Genomic DNA, 13,763 nt, shown 5'->3' on the forward strand with positions numbered 1-13,763 from the left:
AGGGCCGCAGCATCCTGGTGATCGCGATGATCGCGCTGCCGATCATCGGCGTCACCGCCATCGACATCAGTTTCCGCAGCTCCCAACTGACCACCGAGGAGCAGATCGACCGCACCATGGGGTCGGCCGCCGCCTCCGTGCGGCCGGCCGGACCGGCCGTCCACCAGCACCCGGAGGACGCCAACCGCTACAGCCTCGTCGACGAGGACGCCGGCGACTTCTACGACTCGGGGAGCGACCCGCTCGGCGAGAACGCCGCTCGGGAGGCCGCCGAGTTCGTCCCTCCCGGGGCCGAACTCATCGTGGAGAGCAGCTGGTACGGGGTAGAGGTCGACACGGCCACCGGCGTCACCGACGTCGAGATCCGGGAGGCGGATCTCGCTCACCCCGTCACCTCCGGCCGAGTCACCCTGCTGTCGGGCCGGGTGCCGCAGGAGCCGAACGAGGCCGCCGCCAGCACCGCCTACCTCAGGACCGCCGGCTTCTCCGTCGGTGACACGTTGAGGTTCGCCGCGTCGGACCGCGAGTTCACCGTCGTCGGCTCCTACGAGCTGCCCAGCGCCCTGGAAGCGGAGCAGCTGACGGTACTGCCCGCGGCCGGGCTGATCGCGGAGGTGGCGGCCGACCCGGAGGCGGAGCAGGACCGGTACGGCGCCGACTACCTGGTGCACTCGGACGAGCCGTTCACCTGGGAGATGGTGCTGGCCGCCAACGAACAGGGATGGGTGGTCGACTCGCGGGTGGTCCGGTTGGACCCGCCCGCCCGCGACCAGGTCCCCTACTACGACGACCGGGTCGACGACTTCGCCGACAACGGCACGAGCGTCGTGATGATCACCGTGCTGGCGCTGGTGATCCTGGAGATCTGCCTGCTGGCCGGGCCGGCGTTCGCCGTCGGTGCCCGCCGCTCCCGCCGGATGCTGGGGCTGATGGGCGCCAACGGCGCCGACCGGCGGCACGTGCGCGCCGTGATGCTCTCCAGTGGCATCGTGCTGGGTCTCGCCGCAGCGGTGGTGGGCATCGTCCTCGGCCTGGTGGCCATGTTGTTGGCGCAGGACTGGCTGGAGACGAGTGCGGGGGAGCGGTTCGGGGCGCTGACCATCGTGCCGCACGAAGTCCTCGCCATCTGCGTGCTCGGCATGGGCACGGGGTTGCTGGCCGCGCTGCTGCCCGCGATCACCGCCTCCCGTGAACCGATCCTGGAGTCCCTCACCGGGCGGCGCGGCGTCCGCCGGGTCAGTCGGGTGCTGCCGGTCGTGGGGGCGGTGCTGTTCGTCCTCGGTGCCGCGTGCGCGGTGGCCGGTGCCCTCACCGTCAACGAGTCGTTGCTGGTCGCCGGCGGTGTGATCGTCGCGCAGCTCGGTCTGGTGGCCACGACCCCGGCGTTGGTCGGGTTCTTCGGCCGCGTCGGCCGTTTCCTGCCGATGTCGGGGCGGCTCGCGCTGCGGGACGCCGTCCGCAACCGGTCGCGCACCGCGCCGGCGGTGGCGGCGGTGCTCGCCGCGGTCTCCGGCGCGGTCGCCGTCGCCACCGTCGTCGCCAGCTCCGACGCCCAGCAGAGCGCGACGTACGAACCGACGGCCCCGCTGGGTGTGGTGGTGATCCAGTCCGACAGTGCCGCCACCGTGCAGGCCGCCCGGGAGGCGGCGATGCGGGAGCTGCCGGTCTCGGAACGCGCAGAGGTCGGCCGTGTCGTCCCCGGTGAACGGGTGTGCGATCTCTGGCGGGTGTCGGCGGACTGCCCGACGCTGGAGGTCCGGCTGCCGGAGGCCGCCGTCTGCGACTGGGACACCCACTACGAGCGGCTGATGGCTGCCCGGGAGGAGAACCCCGACCTGACGATCCAGGAGTTCGAACCCGCCTGCTACTGGGACTTCTCGCAGCCGCCGGTCTGGTTGGACATCGCGGTGGTCGGCCCGGATTACCTCGACGTCCTGGCCGTCGAGGACCCCGGAGCCGCCGCGGCACTGGAGCGCGGCGAGGCCGTGGTCTACGACGAGCTGAAGATCCACGAGGACGGCACGGTGCGGTTCGACCTCGTCGACTCCGACGACGTGGAGGCCGCGCGCGAGGAGGTGCTGGCGCTGCCCGCGACGCTCGGCTCCAGGGCCGAGTACGGCGGGCGCCCCGGGGAGATCCTGATCTCCGCCGAGGCTGCGGAGGCGGCCGGCTACCAGGTGGCCGACCACTCACTGGTGCTCGCCACCGAGCGGCAGCCCGAGGCCGCCGAGATGCAGGCGCTCCGGGCCGCGTTGGCCGACCTCCCCGGCGAGCCGTACGTCTACGTCGAGGAGGGGCACACCTCCGACGCCGACATCGTCCTGCTGGTCCTCGGCCTCTTCGCCATGGCGGTGACGCTGGGCGCGGCAGGGATCGCCACCGGGCTGGCCCAGGCCGACTCCGAGGCCGACCTCACCACTCTCTCGGCGGTCGGCGCCCCACCGCGCGTGCGGCGGACGCTCTCCGGGTTGCAGTGCGGGGTGATCGCCCTGATGGGCGTGGTCCTCGGGGCACTCTCCGGTGTGGTGCCCGGCACCGCGATCGTGCTCTCCGATTTCCGGTCGCAGCACGAGTCCTGGCAGACCAGCCTGGACCGGGACCCGGCGGGTGAGCCGCAGCTCTTCCTGGAGCTGCCCTGGGAGACCATCCTCCAGCTGGTGGTCGTCGTGCCGCTGGTCGCCGCGGTGGTCGCCGCGCTGATGACCCGGTCGACGCCGGGGATGGCGCGCCGGAGCCAGTGAGTTCCGGCGGGAGGAACGCCGTGACCGGCCGCCCCTGCGGCCGGTCACGGTGAGAGAAGAGGCGCGGCCCGGCTCCGGTGGGGGGAGTCGGGCCGCGCCTCGCGCATGCCGTGGTGCCCCGCTCGCGGGGCGGTCGCTCAGAAGCGGGTGCGGTGGAAGTCGATGTACGAGCGCGAGGCGGTCGGTCCGCGCTGGCCTTGGTAGCGGGAGCCGCCGGCGCCCGAGCCGTAGGGGTTCTCGGCGGGGGAGGTCAGCCGGAACATGCAGAGCTGGCCGATCTTCATCCCCGGCCAGAGCTTGATCGGCAGCGTGGCGACGTTGGACAGCTCCAGCGTGACGTGGCCGGAGAAGCCGGGGTCGATGAAGCCCGCGGTGGAGTGGGTGAGCAGCCCCAGCCGCCCCAGCGAGCTCTTCCCCTCCAGCCGCGAGGCGATGTCGTCGGGCAGCGAGATGACCTCGTAGGTCGACGCGAGCACGAACTCGCCGGGGTGGAGGATGAACGGCTCCTCGCCCTCCGGCTCGATCACGCGCGTCAGGTCGGGTTGCTCGACCGCTGGGTCGATGTGCGGGTAGCGGTGGTTCTCGAAGACCCGGAAGTACCGGTCGAGTCGCACGTCGATACTGGACGGCTGCACCATCGCCGTTTCGAACGGGTCGATCCGCACGCGGCCGGCATCGATCTCGGTCCGGATGTCCTTGTCTGAGAGAAGCACGCCCCGCAGGTTACCCGTCCCACGACGGGCCACCTGCGGGGCGTCCGCTCAGAAGGTGCCCAGCTTGACCAGCATCAGCAGCGCCAGCAGCTGGATGGCGCAGGCCGGAAGGGCGCGCTGCCAGGGGAGTTCGTGGGAGCGCATCACCATCATGGTGAGGAGTACGCCCGCGTACAGCCAGGTGACCCAGCCCACGATCTGCACCACGGTGGCAGCGCCGCCCAGGAAGATGGCGAGCAGCAGCCGGGGAACGTCGGTCAGCGACATGATCAGCATGGCCAGGCCCACGGTCGGCGCCCAGTGGCCGTTGCCGCCGAGCTGCCGGGCCAGCACATGGGTGACGGTGGACAGCAGCAGGGCGCCGCAGACCATCGCCACACCGGTGATCAGCAGGTACGGCACGACGCTGGAGGCAGTGGTGTCCAGCATCGTCTGCCGGGCGTCGTCGAGGCCGAAGACCGCGACCAGGCCGTAGAGGAAGCTGACGATCAGCGCCGGCGCCCACATCGGGTAGTCGCGCATGCGCCACAGGGTGGGCACGGGGCGCAGCACCAGGCCGCTCAGCAGTTCCTTCCACGGCAGGCGGGGGCCGTACGCCGCCGGGTGGGGCGGCGGGCCGTCGCCGGGGCCGTGCGGGCCGCCGGGGGTGTCGGGGCCGTATGTGGTGCCCTCGTTCCAGCCGCCGGAGCCGGGACCGGGGCCCTGCGGACCACCGCCGGGGCCCTGCTGCGGGCCGCCGTACGGGCCGGGGCCGCCGTAGGGGCCCTGACCGCCCTGCGGGCCCGGGTCCTGCGGCCCGTAGCCCATGGCGGGCATGGGCGTCGTCTCCCGGTAGTGCTGCCCGGCCGGCGGGCCGCCGAACTGCGGCCGTGGCTGTCCGCCCGGCGTGGTGTCACCGCGTCGGCCGTTGCGCTTGTTCCTGAATCCACCCACGCATACGAACGTACCCCCTGTGGGGAGTTCGGTGTGCCGGGGTCACCCTGAGGGAGCCCCGATCCGGCCGTCCGCGATCCCCTACGGACCGCCCGCCCCACCGGCCCCCGCCGCCGCGCTGGCCGGCAGGCCCCGCACCCGCGCCCGAACCGCGCGTGGGGCCCGGCACCGGTACTGCCGGCACCGGGCCCCACGGGGTGGACCGGGTCAGGAGGCGGGAGCCGGAGCGGGCTCGGGGGCCCCGGCCTCACCCACGGTCTCCCCGCCGTCGTCCGGGGTGCGCACGGAGTCCAGCAGCAGCTGGGCCACGTCCACGACCTCGATGGACTCCTTCGCGGCGCCCTCGCTCTTCTTGCCGTTGACGGAGTCGGTGAGCATCACCAGGCAGAACGGGCAGGCGGTGGAGACGATGTCGGGGTTGAGGGAGAGGGCCTCGTCCACGCGCTCGTTGTTGATGCGCTTGCCGATCCGCTCCTCCATCCACATCCGCGCGCCGCCCGCGCCGCAGCAGAAGCCCCGCTCCTTGTGGCGGTGCATCTCCTCGTTGCGCAGCCCGGGGACCTTGCCGATGATCTCCCGCGGCGGCGTGTAGACCTTGTTGTGCCGCCCGAGGTAGCAGGGGTCGTGGTAGGTGATGAGCCCCTCGACCGGTGTCACCGGGACCAGTCGCCCCGCGTCGATCAGGTGCTGGAGCAGCTGGGTGTGGTGGATGACCTCGTACTCGCCGCCGAGCTGCGGGTACTCGTTGGCGAGGGTGTTGAAGCAGTGCGGGCAGGTGGCGACGATCTTCTTCTTCGCCCGGTCCACGGTGACGGCCGGGGCGTCGCCGTCGGCGGGGGTCTCGCCGAAGGCCGCGTTGAGGGACTCGACGTTCTGCTGTCCGAGCTGCTGGTAGAGGAACTCGTTGCCGAGGCGGCGGGCGGAGTCGCCGGTGCACGCCTCGTCACCGCCCATGATCGCGAAGTTGACGCCCGCGATGTGGAGCAGCTCCGCGAAGGCCTTGGTGGTCTTGCGGGCGCGGTCCTCCAGGGCGCCGGCGCAGCCGACCCAGTAGAGGTAGTCGACCTCGGTGAGGTCCTCGACGGTCTTGCCGACGACGGGGACCTCGATGCCGGTCTCCTGCCGCAGCTCGACCGTCCACTCCAGGCGCTTCTTCTTCGCCATGCCCCACGGGTTGCCCTTGCGCTCCAGGTTCTTGAGCATCGTGCCCGCCTCGGAGGGGAACGCGGACTCGATCATCACCTGGTAGCGGCGCATGTCGACGATGTGGTCGACGTGCTCGATGTCGACGGGGCACTGCTCGACGCAGGCGCCGCAGGTGGTGCAGGACCACAACACCTCGGGGTCGATGACCCCGCCGAGTTCGCCGGCGGCGGTGGCGGCCGGACCGACCAGGGGGCGCTCGGCCTCGGCGAGAGCGGCGGCGGGCACGTCCTGCAGCTGCTCGGCGGTGGCGCGCTCGTTGCCCTCGGCGTCCTTGCCGCCGCCCGCGAGCAGGTAGGGGGCCTTGGCGTGCGCGTGGTCCCGCAGCGACATGATCAGCAGCTTGGGGGAGAGCGGCTTGCCGGTGTTCCAGGCGGGGCACTGCGACTGGCAGCGACCGCACTCGGTGCAGGTGGAGAAGTCGAGGAGCCCCTTCCAGGAGAACTGCTCGACCTGGGAGACGCCGAACTCGGGCTCGCTGTCGTTGTCGTCGTCGAAGACCGTCTCGAAGTCGATGGGCTTGCCGCCCGAGGTCATCGGCTGGAGCTCGCCGAGGGCGGTGGAGCCGTCCGCGTCCCGCTTGAACCAGATGTTGGGGAAGGCCAGGAACCGGTGCCAGGCGACGCCCATGTCCGTGTTGAGGGCGACGGTGATCGCCCAGACCATGGTGGTGCCCAGCTTGATCATGGCGACCAGGTAGACCAGGTTCTGGAGCGATGCCGCGCCGAGGCCGTCGAAGGCGGCGACCAGCGGGTAGGAGACGAAGTAGGCGGGCGTCCAGCCGTCCACGCCGTGCAGCGCGCCCTCCAGGCCGCGCAGCAGCAGGATGGCGACGCCGATGGTGAGGATGACGTACTCGACGAAGTACGCCTGCCAGGCGGTGGAGCCGGTGAAGCGGGACTTGCGCCCGGCGCGCGAGGGCAGGCTGAGCAGCCGTACGCCGATGAGGGTGAGGATGCCGACCGTGGTCATCAGCGCGATGAACTCGATGTACATCTCGTAGGGCGTGAACGTCCCGATGACCGGGAGCACCCAGTCCGCCCGGAACAGCTGGCCGTAGGCCTGCACGATGGTCAGGCCGAGCGTCAGGAAGCCGATGGCGACGAACCAGTGGGCGACGCCGACGACGGCCCAGCGGTTCATCCTCGTGTGCCCGAGGAACTCCCGGGCGAGGGTCCAGGTGCGTTGCCCCGGTTCGTCGGTGCGCGTGCCCGCGGGGACGGGGCGGCCCAGGCGCAGGAAGCGGACGATCTGCGCGACGGCGCGGCTGAACAGTGCTACGGCGACCGCGGTGAGTACCAGCGAGACGACGATCGCGACGAGCTGCATGACGGCTCCTCGAACCTGCGGGCGGATGGTGGGCTGCTGCTGCCCCGGCGGGCGGAGCCACCCGGTCTACTGAACGGTAACTTACCGGGCTCCGTCTGAGCGTACCGAGTACCGGGGGCCCGGTGCGGCAGCGGCGCCCGGGTCGGGTGGTCGCGGCGGGCACCTCGCGCCCGGCCCGGACGTTGTCGTGGGGGTGGTGGCGGAGGGGTGGGGCTCGCCGGTCGCCGGAGTGGTGGGGCCGACGGGGCCGGAGGGGGCCGCGGTGTGTGCTGTCGGGTGGGGTGAGCGTAAGGAACGGATAAGACTTGAGTGGGTGCGACTCAAGTCATGTGACAGCAGGATTGACGACCGGGCTCCGCTGATGCACTCTTGAGTCGGATCTACTCAAGGTATGAGCTGGAGGAACCGAAATGGCACGTGCGGTCGGCATCGACCTGGGTACGACGAACTCCGTCGTCAGTGTTCTCGAAGGCGGTGAGCCCACCGTCATCACCAACGCCGAGGGCGCCAGGACCACGCCGTCCGTCGTCGCCTTCGCCAAGAACGGCGAGGTGCTCGTCGGCGAGGTGGCCAAGCGCCAGGCCGTCACCAACGTGGACCGCACCATCCGCTCGGTCAAGCGCCACATGGGGACCGACTGGAAGGTCAACCTCGACGGCAAGGACTTCAACCCGCAGCAGATGAGCGCCTTCATCCTGCAGAAGCTGAAGCGCGACGCGGAGTCCTACCTCGGCGAGAAGGTCGCCGACGCGGTCATCACCGTGCCGGCCTACTTCAACGACCACGAGCGGCAGGCCACCAAGGAGGCCGGTGAGATCGCGGGCCTCAACGTCCTGCGCATCGTCAACGAGCCCACCGCCGCCGCCCTCGCCTACGGCCTGGAGAAGGACGACCAGACCATCCTGGTCTTCGACCTCGGTGGCGGTACCTTCGACGTCTCGCTGCTGGAGATCGGCGACGGCGTGGTCGAGGTGAAGGCCACCAACGGCGACAACGCGCTCGGTGGCGACGACTGGGACCAGCGGGTGGTCGACCACCTCGTCAAGCAGTTCCAGAACGCGCACGGCGTGGACCTCGGCAAGGACAAGATGGCGCTCCAGCGCCTCCGCGAGGCCGCCGAGAAGGCGAAGATCGAGCTCTCCAGCTCGACCGAGACCTCCATCAACCTGCCCTACGTCACCGCCTCCGCCGAGGGCCCGCTGCACCTCGACGAGAAGCTGACCCGGGCGCAGTTCCAGCAGCTGACCCAGGACCTCCTGGAGCGCTGCAAGACCCCGTTCCACAACGTCATCAAGGACGCGGGCGTCCAGCTCTCCGAGATCGACCACGTGGTCCTCGTCGGTGGCTCCACCCGCATGCCGGCCGTCGCCAACCTGGTCAAGGAGCTGACCGGCGGCAAGGAGGCCAACAAGGGCGTCAACCCGGACGAGGTCGTCGCCATCGGCGCCAGCCTCCAGGCCGGCGTCCTCAAGGGTGAGGTCAAGGACGTCCTGCTCCTCGACGTCACCCCGCTGTCCCTCGGTATCGAGACCAAGGGCGGCATCATGACCAAGCTCATCGAGCGGAACACGACGATCCCGACCAAGCGCTCGGAGATCTTCACCACCGCCGACGACAACCAGCCCTCGGTCCAGATCCAGGTCTACCAGGGCGAGCGCGAGATCGCTGCGTACAACAAGAAGCTCGGGATGTTCGAGCTGACCGGCCTGCCCCCGGCGCCCCGCGGCGTCCCGCAGATCGAGGTCACCTTCGACATCGACGCCAACGGCATCATGCACGTCTCCGCCAAGGACCTCGGTACCGGCAAGGAGCAGCGCATGACCGTCACCGGTGGCTCCGCGCTGCCGAAGGACGACATCGAGCGCATGATGCGCGACGCCGAGCAGTACGCCGACGAGGACGCCAAGCGCCGCGAGTCCGCCGAGACCCGCAACCAGGCCGAGCAGCTCGTCTACACCACGGAGAACTTCCTCAAGGAGAACGGCGAGAAGGTCTCCGACGAGCTGAAGACCGAGGTCGAGGGCGCGGTCGGCGAGCTGAAGGACGCCCTGAAGGGTGAGGACACCGCGGCCATCCGCACCTCCTCCGAGAAGGTCGCGGCCACCAGCCAGAAGCTCGGCCAGGCGATGTACGCCGACGCCCAGGCCTCCGGCGCCACTCCCGGCCCGGAGGGCCAGCAGGCCGCCGGTGAGCAGCAGAACGCCGCCGACGACGACGTCGTCGACGCCGAGATCGTGGACGACGAGAAGCCGAAGGGCGGTGCGGCGTGACGAAGGAGCCCGAGGGCTTCGACGAGAAGCCCGAGGTCCCCGACGCGGACGCGACCGCGACACCCCCGTCGGAGGCCGAGGCCCCCGACGGGGAGCAGGAGCAGCAGGCCGACCGGGGCGCCGGTGACGACGCCCCGGAGGGGGACGACAAGGCCCTGATCGAGGCGGCGCTCACCGCCCAGCTCGACCAGACCCGTTCGGCGCTCAACGAGCGCACCCAGGACCTCCAGCGGCTCCAGGCGGAGTTCCAGAACTACCGCCGCCGTGTCGACCGCGACCGTGTCCAGGTCAAGGAGGTGGCGGTCGCCAACCTGCTGACCGAGCTGCTTCCGGTGCTCGACGACATCGGCCGCGCCCGTGACCACGGGGAGCTGGTCGGCGGCTTCAAGCAGGTCGCCGAGTCGCTGGAGATGGTGGCCGCGAAGATGGGCCTCGCGCAGTTCGGCGAGGAGGGCGAGCCCTTCGACCCGACCGTCCACGAGGCGCTGATGCACAGCTACTCGCCGGAGGTCACCGAGACCACCTGCGTGCAGATCCTGCAGCCCGGGTACCGCATCGGTGAACGCACCATCCGCCCTGCGCGGGTGGGGGTCGCGGAACCGCAGCCGGGCGCCCCGGCGAAGGATTCCGCAGGCGACGCCGGTACGGACGGCGGCACACCGGAGGGCTCCGACGCCTCCGGTGACGCCCCGGCCGCCGGTGACGCGCAGAAGGAGAACGGTGGCTCCGAGGACGGCTGACGCCGTGCCGGAACCCGCCGTGCCCCCGGTCGGCCCCTCCCACGGGGCCGGCCGGGGGCACGGCTCGGACGTGTGGAAGGAGGGACGCGCCGGGTGAGCACGAAGGACTTCATCGAGAAGGACTACTACAAGGCCCTCGGCGTCCCCAGGGACGCCACCGAGGCGGAGATCAAGAAGGCGTACCGGAAGCTGGCCCGGGAGTTCCACCCCGACGCCAACAAGGGCGACGCCAAGGCGGAGGAGCGTTTCAAGGACGTCTCCGAGGCCTACGACGTCCTCGGGGACGCCAAGCGCCGCAAGGAGTACGACGAGGCGCGGGCACTCTTCGGCGGCAACGGCGGCTTCCGCCCCGGGCCCGGCGCGGGGGGCGGCGGACAGTTCAACTTCGACCTCGGTGACCTCTTCGGCGGCGCACCCGGTGCTCCCGGCTCGCCCGGCGGTTCCACCGGGACCCAGCAGCCCGGCGGTTTCGGCGGGGGCATCGGCGACGTCTTCGGCGGCATCTTCAACCGCGGCGGCACCGGTCCCCGGACCCAGCCGCGCCGCGGTCAGGACATCGAGTCCGAGGTCACCCTCAGCTTCACCGAGGCCGTGGACGGCGCGACCGTGCCGCTGCGGATGTCCTCCAGCGCCGCCTGCAAGTCCTGCCGGGGCACCGGCGACAAGAACGGCACCCCGCGCGTCTGCCCGACCTGCGTCGGCACGGGCCAGGTCAGCCGCGGCGGTGGCGGGGGCTTCTCCCTCACCGACCCGTGCGTGGACTGCAAGGGCCGTGGCCTCATCGCCGACGACCCCTGCGCCGTCTGCCGCGGCTCGGGACGTGCCACCAGCTCCCGCACCATGCAGGTGCGCATCCCCGCCGGTGTCTCCGACGGCCAGCGCATCCGACTACGGGGCAAGGGCGCGCCCGGAGAACGCGGCGGCCCGGCGGGTGACCTCTACGTCGTCGTCCACGTCGACGGCCACCCGGTCTTCGGCCGGCGGGGCGACAACCTCACCGTCACCGTGCCGGTCACCTTCCCCGAGGCGGCGCTCGGCGGCGACGTCAAGGTCCCGACCCTCGGCGGCCCACCCGTGACGCTGAAGCTGCCCCCGGGCACCCCCAGCGGACGCACCATGCGCGCCCGCGGCAAGGGAGCCACCCGCAAGGACGGCACCCGCGGCGATCTTCTGGTGACCATCGAGGTGGCGGTGCCGCGCGAGCTGGGTACTGAGGCCAGGAAGGCACTGGAGGAGTACCGGGCGGCGACCGGGGGCGAGGACCCCCGGGGCGCGCTGTTCGAGGCCGCGAAGGGAGACTGACGTGGACGGCTTTGCCGGACCCAACCGGAACCCGTACGAACTCACCGACGAGACACCGGTCTACGTGATCTCGGTGGCAGCCCAGCTGTCCGGGCTGCACCCGCAGACGCTCCGGCAGTACGACCGGCTGGGGCTGGTCTCCCCGGACCGCACGGCGGGCCGGGGACGGCGCTACTCCGCCCGCGACATCACGCTGCTCCGCGTCGTGCAGCGGCTGTCGCAGGAGGAGGGCATCAACCTCGCCGGCATCAAGCGGATCATCGAGCTGGAGAACCAGGTGGCCGCCCTCCAGGCGCGCGTCGCCGAACTCCAGCAGTCGGTGGACGGCGCGGCCGTGGCGATGCGCCAGCGGGAACAGCAGGTGCACGCCTCCTACCGACGCGACCTGGTGCCCTACCAGGACGTGCGGCAGTCCTCCGCCCTGGTGGTGTGGCGCCCCGAGCGGCGCCGCCCCTGACCGGCGCGAGACCGGGCCCCGGCGCCGTCCGTCCCACCCTCCCCGAGGGCGGGACGGACGGCGCCGGGGCCCGACGCGTGCGCGGGTGGGGCTCCGCACGCGTCGACGGGTGCCGCCAGTGACGCGCGGTCACCGTGGTGCGCCGGGTGGACGAGATGTGTGAGGTGTACGCGGTGTGCGCGTGGCCGGAACCCACCCGCCCGCGCCGCTCGGCGGTCCCGGCGCTCCCCGCCCGGTGCGACGTGCGCCGAGGCGGCGCTGTGCTGCGCGGACGGCCGGCCGCGACCCGGGTCGGAACGGGGTGGTTCGGGCCTGTTGGGCGCCGCGCGTGACTGATGGTCACGTGGCCGGATCTGACAGCTTGCTGTCCCTGGCGTCTGCAACAAGCTGTCGTCCGCGCATCTCCAACCCCCGTTGATACGCGCGTAGAGTCACGGCGCCGGAAAGATCCAGCATCACTCGAGGCGGAACCTGATGAGTGCCACGGTCCTGTCCTGCACCGTCCCCCCACGTCCCCCCGCCCGCCCCCCACTCCGCCGGTCCCCCCGGCGCGGTCGCTGAACCGCCGCCGGCCCGTGCGCTTCCAGCTGCTGGGACCGCTGAGCATCTGTGACACCTCCGACACGGTCGTGCTCCAGCCGTCCAAGCCCACCAACCTGCTCGCCGCCCTGCTGCTGCACTCCAACACCGTCGTCTCGGCGGACTTCCTCCAGCGCATGGTGTGGGGCGACGAGCAGCCCGCGACCGCCAAGGCGGCGCTCCAGACCTGCGTGCTGCGGCTGCGCCGGCTGTTCCAGCGGCACGGCGTGACCGACACCAGCATCGAGGCGGTGCCCGGCGGCTACCGCATCACCGCCGACCCCTGCACCCTGGACCTGCTGGAGTTCCGTGCCTACGTCGCCGCCGCCGACCACGGTGGGGACGCGGAGGAGCAACTGCGCGCCCTGCGATCCGCGTTGGCGCTCTGGCAGGGCTCGGTGCTGGCCAACGTCCGCTCCGAGCCGGTCCAGCGGGACCTGGTGCCGCAGCTCTCCGAGGAGCGGTTGCACGTGGTGGAGCGGGTGTGCGACCTCGAACTCGGTCTCGGACGCTGCTCGATCGTGCTGGGCGACCTCTGGGGGGCGACGCGTGCCCACCCCGACCACGGCCGGTTCCGCGAGCAGTTGATCGAGGCGCTCTACCGGACAGGACGGCAGGCGGAGGCGCTGGCCGAGTACCGGCGGGTGAAGCAGTACCTGCTGGACGAGCTGGGGGTCGACCCCCCGCCCGCGCTCCAGCACCTCGAACTCGCCATCCTGCGGGGCGAGGACCTCGGGCCGACGAAGGCGCCCGGGGCCCGGCCGGTCGTCCGGGGCGCGTTGGTGCGGCTGCCGCTGCCGGCGGGAGGCGGTGAGGGCGACGAGAGCGGTCGGGAGCGTGTCGGCCCCGTCGCGGCGAGGGCCGCCGGTGAGCGTGCGGACGAGGCCGGGCCTGTTCCGGACCCGGGCGGCCACCGGGACGTCGCAACGGCCGAGGTGCCGGGAGCGCCCGGACTCCGGGCGGCTGTCCAGGAGCGCCCCGCCGACGACCGTGCCTCCTTGGAGAACTCCGCCGACGACGGTGCCGCCGTGGACTGTCGTCCCGTGGACGGCCCTGCCGCCCGGCTCGCGGGCCCCGGGCTCCACCACCCCGCGCCCCGGCATCGCCCGCAGCCGCTGGTGAGCCGCCCCACCGGGGGCGGCCGTCCCGGGGCCCACCGACTCGGAGTGGTACGCGACCCCGGCGACCCGCACCACCGGCCCGCGGCCGAGCACGCCGACCGGGCGGGGGTGCCCGAGCCGGCCGAGCAGACCGGCCGCCACGAGCCGCACGGACTCCTCGGAATCCCGTCGTCGCACCCCGCTCTCACCGCGCCCGAGTCGGACGAACCGCCCGAACCGCACGAACCGCCCGAACCGCACGTGCCGCACGAGCCGCACGAGCCGCACGAGCCGCACGAGCACTCCGAGCTGCCCGGCGACGAGCCGTACCGGGCCGGGGGAGGGGCAGCGGCGGTCGTGCCGCTGCCGACCGCCGCGACCCCCGGCCTCGCCGGC

At 72.1% G+C, this 13,763-nt stretch carries 9 protein-coding genes; 6 read left to right on the top strand and 3 right to left on the bottom strand.

The features are described from left to right. The coding region (locus tag HCJ92_RS15915; protein ID WP_167934259.1) for an ABC transporter permease at window positions 1–2,741 on the top strand (2,741 nt) is incomplete at its 5' end. A 137-nt stretch (window positions 2,742–2,878) separates the two neighbouring features. On the opposite strand, the gene dcd is transcribed toward HCJ92_RS15915, so the two are convergent. From dcd to HCJ92_RS15930, 3 genes are all read right to left on the bottom strand, one after another. Continuing rightward, window positions 2,879–3,454, bottom strand: a complete 576-nt coding sequence (gene dcd / locus HCJ92_RS15920) for a dCTP deaminase (RefSeq protein ID WP_167934260.1) — start codon at window positions 3,452–3,454, stop codon at window positions 2,879–2,881. A 48-nt stretch (window positions 3,455–3,502) separates the two neighbouring features. Further along, window positions 3,503–4,387, bottom strand: a complete 885-nt coding sequence (locus tag HCJ92_RS15925) for a Yip1 family protein (protein ID WP_338054203.1) — start codon at window positions 4,385–4,387, stop codon at window positions 3,503–3,505. A gap of 207 nt (window positions 4,388–4,594) precedes the next feature. Beyond that, window positions 4,595–6,919: a (Fe-S)-binding protein gene (locus HCJ92_RS15930; protein WP_167934261.1), complete on the bottom strand. Its 2,325-nt coding sequence runs from the start codon at window positions 6,917–6,919 to the stop codon at window positions 4,595–4,597. A gap of 410 nt (window positions 6,920–7,329) precedes the next feature. Between HCJ92_RS15930 and dnaK the strand changes: the two genes are divergently transcribed. From dnaK to HCJ92_RS24380, 5 genes are all read left to right on the top strand, one after another. Then, window positions 7,330–9,189, top strand: a complete 1,860-nt coding sequence (dnaK, locus tag HCJ92_RS15935) for a molecular chaperone DnaK (RefSeq protein WP_167934262.1) — start codon at window positions 7,330–7,332, stop codon at window positions 9,187–9,189. Then, window positions 9,186–9,929, top strand: coding sequence for a nucleotide exchange factor GrpE (gene grpE / locus HCJ92_RS15940; protein WP_167934263.1), 744 nt, complete (start codon window positions 9,186–9,188; stop codon window positions 9,927–9,929). Before dnaK ends, grpE begins: the two co-directional genes overlap by 4 nt. 93 nt (window positions 9,930–10,022) lie before the next feature. After that, window positions 10,023–11,231: a molecular chaperone DnaJ gene (gene dnaJ, locus HCJ92_RS15945; protein ID WP_167934264.1), complete on the top strand. Its 1,209-nt coding sequence runs from the start codon at window positions 10,023–10,025 to the stop codon at window positions 11,229–11,231. Between the two features lies 1 nt (window position 11,232). Beyond that, complete coding sequence (locus HCJ92_RS15950; protein WP_167934265.1) at window positions 11,233–11,688, top strand: heat shock protein transcriptional repressor HspR; 456 nt, start codon at window positions 11,233–11,235, stop codon at window positions 11,686–11,688. Between the two features lie 575 nt (window positions 11,689–12,263). Further along, the coding region (locus HCJ92_RS24380) for a BTAD domain-containing putative transcriptional regulator (protein WP_338054204.1) at window positions 12,264–13,763 on the top strand (1,500 nt) is incomplete at its 3' end.

This window comes from Streptomyces spiramenti (genome assembly GCF_012034385.1).
GTDB lineage: Bacteria > Actinomycetota > Actinomycetes > Streptomycetales > Streptomycetaceae > Streptomyces > Streptomyces spiramenti.

Excerpts from the sequence above, each read along its gene's own strand:
- HCJ92_RS15930 (WP_167934261.1), bottom strand. The coding sequence starts at position 6,919 with ATGCAGCTCGTCGCGATCGTCGTCTCGCTGGTACTCACCGCGGTCGCC.
- dnaK (WP_167934262.1), top strand. The coding sequence starts at position 7,330 with ATGGCACGTGCGGTCGGCATCGACCTGGGTACGACGAACTCCGTCGTC.